Origin of the sequence: Gelidibacter sp. (assembly GCF_039916245.1) — a bacterium.
GTDB lineage: Bacteria > Bacteroidota > Bacteroidia > Flavobacteriales > Flavobacteriaceae > Gelidibacter.
Window position 1 is genome coordinate 1 of sequence record NZ_JBDSLS010000104.1, and the last position, 7,470, is coordinate 7,470.

Here is a 7,470-nt window from a genome sequence, read left to right on the forward strand (position 1 = left end):
TTTTGAAACGTATTTTGCCAATCCGTTTTTCACACCCCACTTTTTATCATATTCTTTTTTTTCATCAATATCAAGGTGTGCAACAATTAGAATAAACATATTACTATTTCTATCGTCATAATCTCTATTAATAAAATTCACATAATCCCTATCTTTTTTAAAATCCTTTGAGAATGAATATTTGAATTCAATTTTGTAAGCAGCAAGACCGTCATTAACATTAATAATTGACAAGTCTGTTTTGGTTCTATTTTCTCGTGGGTATTCTGCAAGAGCTCTATAGTTTAAGTTCTTATTATTGAAAACATAATTTAATTGTTCCAAAATCCTATTTCTAATGAAGGACTCTTGCTTTAAATTAAAATAGTTTTGATTTATTTTAGTGAGCTCATCTTTAAATTCTTGACTGTCTATTATTTTAATTATTTGATTCTTAATATTCATGATTCGTAAGTTTTTTTTAGACTCTAACTAATTTCAATAATGGTTCAAATGCATAGAGCGCTGGTCTTCGCCCAGAAGATTCCTCTATCGTACTCAATAAACCTTTATCTAACAGCATTCTAGTGAATCTAGCAGCAGTTGGTGTCGGTATTCCACTTTTAGAAGTAAATCTATTATTTCTAAAAATGGGGTTAGTGAAAATAAAGTCTAAGGCATTCACACTCCATTTTGATGATAAAGTATCCGAAAAAACATGCTTCATTTCTTCGTATAAGTTTTTTATGCTTTCTGCAATTTCTAAATTTCTAATTGCTTGTTTTTCAATTGCATTAAAAAAGAAAATACACCATGCTTCCCAGTCATTGTTTTCTGATACGTTTCGCATAGTATCAATATACTCGTCTTTATGCTCTTCTAAATATCCACTTACGTAGAAGTGAGGTTCTGATATCGTCCCTGATGACCACAACAGTAATGTAATTAACATACGTCCAATTCTTCCATTGCCATCTTGAAAAGGGTGAAGCGCTTCAAATTCAAGATGCATTAAAGCCGCTTTTACTATGGATTAACATCAAGATTGCTTGATAATCATATTTTTGATTATTTGATAGACAAACACGTTTGATGTATATGAATTAGCGTCAAAGTAGCTTGATGTAGATATTTATCAAAAAATGATAGTCAATGTTTTTTTTCAATGTCAGTAATTTAGTGCGCTCTTTTACAAATTCTGACAGCTCTTTCATTATATGCATTAAACATAATGAAAAACAAATACAATAAATTATATGCAGAAACCTACACTATTGTCCAGGAAAAGAATCAAGACACTTCGACAAGTTCAGTAACCGCCACTGCGTTGATAGAACCTAGAATATAGACCCGTGTCGTAAAGCATTGGGCATATAATTTACGACTCAGACTAAATTCTCATTTTTTATAAGCGTTTCTAATAAAAAATAAATGAAGCCCATCGTTGAAGAAAACTTTAAAAATCGCTATATACAAATGGTTACGCGAAATACTGCAAGTTTTAATCGGACATAAATGATTATTAATGAAAGAAAAAATGATAAAATTATGGTTACTCCAGCGCATAAGGGACTTGCACCCTCTAAATTAATATTTTACTTTGCAGTAAGGTAAAGATGCCCATACTGGGCACACACACCGTGTAAAAATAATTGCTTGGTTCTCGCCTACTTGGAAATTCCATCGGAATTCCCACAGGCTCGGACAATTTTAGTATTTTAGGTGTTTAACCTACGCACCTTTTCTTACACCAAACGTTGTGCAACATAAACTATGTGCCTTAATGAACATAAAAAATTTCGTTATAATCCAAAAATTAAGTATTTGATCGTACCTTTGATAGTATCAGATGATAGTATCAAGAATGAAACCACCATACATAATAACACCAGAAATATTAAAGTTAATCACTTCCATTTCCGAAAAAATCGGAGAGGTTAATGCCAACTTTTTAAATAGACCTTCCCCAAAATTAAGAAAACAAAATCGTATTAAAACAATTCATTCCTCTTTAAAAATCGAGGGAAACAGTTTAACCGAAGAACAGATTATAGCACTTTTGGAGCACAAAAGAGTTATCGGTCCAAAAAAAGACGTTGTTGAAGTGTTAAACGCCATAGAAATTTATGAGAACCTAGAAAAGTATAATCCAAAAAACGAAACCTCATTTCTTAAAGCTCATTTACATTTAATGGAGGGATTAATTGAAAACCCTGGAAAATACAGGAAACAAGGAGTTGGAATTGTAAAGGGTTCAAAAGTAGAACATATGGCGCCACCTTCTGACAATGTTCCATTTTTAATGAAGGACCTATTTGAATATCTAAAAAATGAAGATGAAATAGAACTAATTAAAAGTTGCGTTTTTCATTACGAAATGGAATTTATTCACCCCTTTTTAGATGGAAATGGAAGAATGGGAAGGCTATGGCAAACCCTAATATTAATGGAGAAATATCCCGTTTTTGAATTTCTACCTTTTGAAACACTAATTAGCAATGATCAAGAGAAATATTATAGAGCACTATCTGAAAGTGATAAATCTGGACAGTCAACAAAATTTATTGAATATATGCTTAGCGTTATTGACTCGTCTCTCAGTGAGCTATTAAATTTCAATAACAGAACCTTAAATGAGGAAGATAGATTAGAATATTTCGTTTCATTGAATACAACAGAATTTAACAGAAAAGACTACATGACAATTTTTAAATATATATCTTCAGCTACGGCAAGCCGAGATTTAAAGAAAGGCGTGGAATTAGATTTATTTGAAAAAATTGGAGAAAAGAATAAAACGATATATCGCCTAAAATAACTGGGCACAACACCGTATCCTCTAGGCTATGGCTTGGTCTGTTCCTATTTGGAAAAGCTATGGATTTCCCAAAGATAGTTTATATTTGAGAAGGTTCGTGCTAAAACACGCCACAGCTCATATCATAAACGTTGTACTCATTGAAAGTAGACACCGCTGTAACATCAAACAGATGTCCAATAATAAACAGTCATATATGGAACAAAGAATTCAACTCATACATCCTGAAGGCAAAAAAGCAGTCACAATGAACAAATCCAAATATGATGCTTTGAAAAATGCATTATTAAATCAACTAAAGAAAAATGGTGAATTAACCCATGTAGAACTATTGGATGTAATTACCCAAGATTTCAAAAAGAATAAGATTCAGTTTGAAGGTTCCATACCGTGGCACATGGAATGGGTGAAACTTGACCTTGAAGCAAATAAAATTATTCAAAGGGTGAAGGATACAGCCCCACAAAAATATACCCTAAAATAAAAACCAATAAACTGAACTTGAAAAAAGGACTAAGCATAAAACTGACAATTATTTTACTGTTGACAGGTATGTTGACTGCTTTTTTTTATGTCCATGAAACATTTCCAAAACCAATCAGAGCAGCTACTGCCTTATTGGGAACACCAACAGCAATTGCTTCTGGACTATCCTACTATTTAAATCTTGGAATACCTGTTTATGAAACTCCATGGGCAGTGGTGTTTTCAAATCTAATTGCATCAATCATAATTGTTATTTTGAGTAACACTTTTTTGGAGTGGCGTAGAAAACGAAAAGAACTATCTTAAAACCGATATGGGGAAATTATCAAAAGTAAAACGACAGAAAACGCTTCCGGCGTGGAGGATTCTATTAATGAAGTGAAAGATGAACAAAAGCGAAAAGACAGTTTTCATTTACTTAAATTAATGCCAAAAAAAAAAAAGCAGGCAAGAATCTAAGGTCAATTTTTGTTATTTTAAGTGTTTAACCCACGCAACTACACTTACAACAAGCGTTATGTGCAACCCAAAAAAATCGTAACACCAATGAAAAAAACAATAAAAATCATCATTTTGATTGCTTTGGTAAGCACGTTAACGAATTGTAACGGACAAATCAAAACTGATAGAAAACAAACGGAAGTCAAAACCGACAAGAAAAAACTTGTTGGTGGAGGATGTGACGGTTGCGAATTGATGTATGTTGGAATGCCGAAAAACATTAAGTCAATCGACACAAGTGCAGGCTGGACAGAAAAAGGTCAAAAACTTTTGATAACAGGAACAGTTTATAAACTTGGCGGCAAAATTCCTGCACCAAACGTTGTGATTTATTATTGGCAAACTGACAATAACGGATATTATTCCTCAAAAGACGGAATGGATGAACAAGCAAAAAGACACGGACATATTAGAGGTTGGGTAAAATCGGACGAAAATGGAAAATATTCAATTTATACAATTCGTCCAGCACCTTATCCAAACGATGATATGCCAGCACACATTCACACTTCTGTAAAAGAACCGAATGTTGATGACGAATATTACATTGACGAATTTGTTTTTGATGACGATATCTTATTGACAAGTAAAAAAAGAAAAGCTCTTGAAAACCGAGGCGGAAGTGGTGTTTTAAGAGTGTTGATTGATAAGGATATGCAAGTAGCTGAACACAATATCATTTTAGGACTTAATATTCCAAACTATCCCGAAAAAAATCAGGCAAAACTGAATTCGGGACTTGAAATTGGCGAAGACAATCCTTCGTTTACACCATTCCACGCATTTGGACCAGATAAAGGAACTAAAACTTGTCCTGTTTGTAAATATGGGAGATTTCACGGAATAGTTTACTTTGTTGGCAACAATCCAAATTGGGACAATATAAAAGATTGGTTATCATTTTTAGAACTTGAAAGCGCAAGTCGCAGTAAGTATTTAAAAGTCTATTTTGTCTATGGCAACGAGAAAAATTACAACAAGGAAAAAAGACAAAAGGAGTTAGAAAATTTGGGAAATGAACTCAATATAAAAAACACAGCTTTAACCTTTGTTCCGTCATTTTCCGACAAGGAAAGCGAAGTAAACCTTAACAAAATAAATCCCGAAGTAGAAAATACATTTGTAATTTATAGAAACAGAGCGATAATTGACAAATTCGTGGACTTAAAACCGACAAAAGAAAATTTCAATCTGATTTCACAAACTTTGGACAAAACAAAAAACGAATATTTTAATCTGCCTGAACCAAAACACGATTGAGATATGGGCAGCACATAACAACGTATATAAAACATAGCTATTATGGGCTTTCCGAGAGGTTTGTGTGTATTTGCGAAGTCCGCCAAATTTTTTAATTTGGTTTTTTGAGAAAATAAGATAAAAAGAAAATTAAAAAATTCGACTTATGCATAATCCGAAAGGTCAGCGCCTATTTACACACTAAGTTTCACATACAAGACCGTTAGTGGCAATGCCCTAAAAAACGCTTTAAAAATAAATAATAAAGTAAAACATACGATGACACTATTACTAATATATCTTTTTATTGCTCTTTTCGTTTCTTTTTTGTGTTCAATAATGGAAGCCGTTTTACTATCAATACCAATTTCATTTTTGAAATCAAAATCTGAATTGGGCGACAAAAATGCAGATGCAATGATTTCGCTCAAAGAAGATATAGATAAACCGTTATCCGCTATCTTATCTTTAAACACAGTGGCGCATACGGTTGGAGCGGCTGGAGTAGGCGCACAGGCAACCGTAGTATTTGGTGAAGCTTATTTTGGTTTGGTTTCAGCGATTTTAACCATTTTAATATTAGTCTTGACCGAAATCATACCTAAAACCCTTGGAGCGAACTATAATAGGGATTTAATAGGCATCTCCTCAAAAATCATCAAAGGGATGATTTATATAATATATCCATTGGTGTGGCTATCTTCTATACTTACAAAAATGCTATCTAGAGAAAAAGCTCAACTAACAACCAGTAGAGATGAGATTTCGGCATTGGCAAGTATAGGTACACAAGAAGGTGTTTTTGCTGATAGAGAAAACAAAATCATTCAAAACTTAATAAAGCTAAAAAGTTTAAGAATTAAAACTGTGATGACACCCCGAATTGTGGTTGTCACGGCAAATGAAAACATGACATTGCAAGAATTCTTAAAAAATAAAGAATTCCTGCATTTTTCAAGGATTCCAATATACCAAGATAATAGAGACAATGTTACGGGATATGTTTTCAGAGAATTAGTATTTGAAAAATTAGCAGAAGACCAGTTTGATTTAAAGCTAAAAAACATTAAACGTGAAATTGTAGTGTTTTCAAAAAACATAACCTTATTTGACGCGTGGGAAGAGTTACTTCTGAAAAAGGAACAAATTTCATTGGTTATTGATGAATATGGTGGTATGGATGGGATTACAACTCTTGAAGATATTATAGAAACTCTACTTGGTTTCGAAATTATAGATGAAAAAGACCAAGTAGATGATATGCAACAATTTGCTTTGAAAAGGTGGCAAGAAAAGCAAAAGAAATATGAACTTTTAAAAAATGAATAATAGCACAGCCACTAGTCGAGTAGGCGGCTCCGCCCCTAAATAGGAACGGAGTGCGCCTATCACACCACCGTACGTACGTGAGCTACGCTCTCAACTTTCAATTAAATGATAATTAATCATTCAATTTCAGTTGCGTATACGGCGGTTCGTAAATCATCACACCAAAGCTCTTCTCACCCTTAACACTATCTTCTACTTTAAGCTTAGGCTACCATTAGTGCTCCAATGCGAATTTTGAAGAGAATTACGTTCAGTCCTTCCCCGCTTGTGAGACCTATGCAGTTTTCTGTAACTCGTTTCCCATAGGTACTATGACTTCTGCTGACTTCTCTATTTTATCAATTCGTGTTTTTGGAAACCTCCACAGCGCATATGCGTAATTTGGATTGGGAAAGCAATTGAGAAATTTGGAGTCTGTTTTCGTGGATGACACTAAACTTATCGACAACCTACTTTTCGCATTTCTTTTTAAGCTGATTTGTACAATTAAATACTGACAATCTTAACGACATTTATATCTTTTAGAAAATTAATCTTCCCCAAGGTGTTCACATGTTGTGAACAAAGGCTTTTTGTCTGTCCCATATTTGCCATTCACTTTAAAACTATTTTATTATGGCAAAACAAGCTGGAATTATCAAATTAAAAGGAACTATCGATGACATTTCCTTTTACAGAACTGCCGATGGTCATATGGCCAGGGCAAAAGGTGGCATAAGTCGCCAGAGGATTCTTAACGACCCTGCTTTTCAAAGAACTAGGGAGAATGGGGCGGAATTTGGAACCGCTGGTAAGGGCGGTAAGCTTATTCGCAATGCCCTCCGAAGCATGATGCAACACGCCAAGGATCGGCTGGTGGTGGGGAGACTGACCAAAGTACTTTTGAGTATCATCAAGACTGATGCTACCAATGAGCGCGGTCTGCGCACCATTGAAAATGGCACTATGCACCTTTTAAAGGGTTTTAATTTTAATGGTGCCTCACCCTTGGGAACCACTCTTTATGCCGCTTTTGATGCGTTATTTGACCGTGTGACTGGTGAGGCGACCATTGACTTGGAGGCTTATAGTCCGATGGTCCGAATTGCTGCTCCCGCAGGGACCACTCATTATCGCAT

The 7,470-nt window shown here is 34.3% G+C and carries 8 protein-coding genes; 6 read left to right on the top strand and 2 right to left on the bottom strand.

Annotated features, from left to right (window positions below):
- Positions 1-444: hypothetical protein (locus ABIQ28_RS05155; RefSeq protein ID WP_348035802.1), on the bottom strand; the 444-nt coding region annotated here is incomplete at its 3' end.
- A gap of 16 nt (positions 445-460) precedes the next feature.
- Positions 461-1,009, bottom strand: coding sequence for a Fic family protein (locus tag ABIQ28_RS05160; protein ID WP_348035812.1), 549 nt, complete (start codon positions 1,007-1,009; stop codon positions 461-463).
- A gap of 834 nt (positions 1,010-1,843) precedes the next feature.
- Here ABIQ28_RS05160 and ABIQ28_RS05165 point away from each other — a divergent pair.
- From ABIQ28_RS05165 to ABIQ28_RS05190, 6 genes are all read left to right on the top strand, one after another.
- Positions 1,844-2,797: a Fic family protein gene (locus tag ABIQ28_RS05165; RefSeq protein ID WP_348035804.1), complete on the top strand. Its 954-nt coding sequence runs from the start codon at positions 1,844-1,846 to the stop codon at positions 2,795-2,797.
- A gap of 196 nt (positions 2,798-2,993) precedes the next feature.
- On the top strand, positions 2,994-3,281 hold the full coding sequence (locus ABIQ28_RS05170; RefSeq protein WP_348035805.1) for a hypothetical protein: 288 nt from the start codon (positions 2,994-2,996) through the stop codon (positions 3,279-3,281).
- Between the two features lie 17 nt (positions 3,282-3,298).
- On the top strand, positions 3,299-3,589 hold the full coding sequence (locus tag ABIQ28_RS05175) for a hypothetical protein (RefSeq protein WP_348035806.1): 291 nt from the start codon (positions 3,299-3,301) through the stop codon (positions 3,587-3,589).
- A gap of 240 nt (positions 3,590-3,829) precedes the next feature.
- Positions 3,830-5,044 (top strand): intradiol ring-cleavage dioxygenase, encoded by a 1,215-nt coding sequence (locus ABIQ28_RS05180; protein WP_348035807.1) that lies wholly within the window; start codon positions 3,830-3,832, stop codon positions 5,042-5,044.
- 258 nt (positions 5,045-5,302) lie between these two features.
- Complete coding sequence (locus ABIQ28_RS05185) at positions 5,303-6,352, top strand: hemolysin family protein (protein WP_348035809.1); 1,050 nt, start codon at positions 5,303-5,305, stop codon at positions 6,350-6,352.
- Positions 6,353-6,967: 615 nt separating this feature from the next.
- Positions 6,968-7,470, top strand: a 503-nt coding sequence (locus ABIQ28_RS05190; RefSeq protein WP_348035811.1) for a hypothetical protein, incomplete at its 3' end; no start/stop codon positions are given.

Excerpts from the sequence above, each read along its gene's own strand:
- ABIQ28_RS05165 (WP_348035804.1), top strand. The coding sequence starts at position 1,844 with ATGAAACCACCATACATAATAACACCAGAAATATTAAAGTTAATCACT.
- ABIQ28_RS05180 (WP_348035807.1), top strand. The coding sequence starts at position 3,830 with ATGAAAAAAACAATAAAAATCATCATTTTGATTGCTTTGGTAAGCACG.
- ABIQ28_RS05185 (WP_348035809.1), top strand. The coding sequence starts at position 5,303 with ATGACACTATTACTAATATATCTTTTTATTGCTCTTTTCGTTTCTTTT.
- ABIQ28_RS05170 (WP_348035805.1), top strand. The coding sequence starts at position 2,994 with ATGGAACAAAGAATTCAACTCATACATCCTGAAGGCAAAAAAGCAGTC.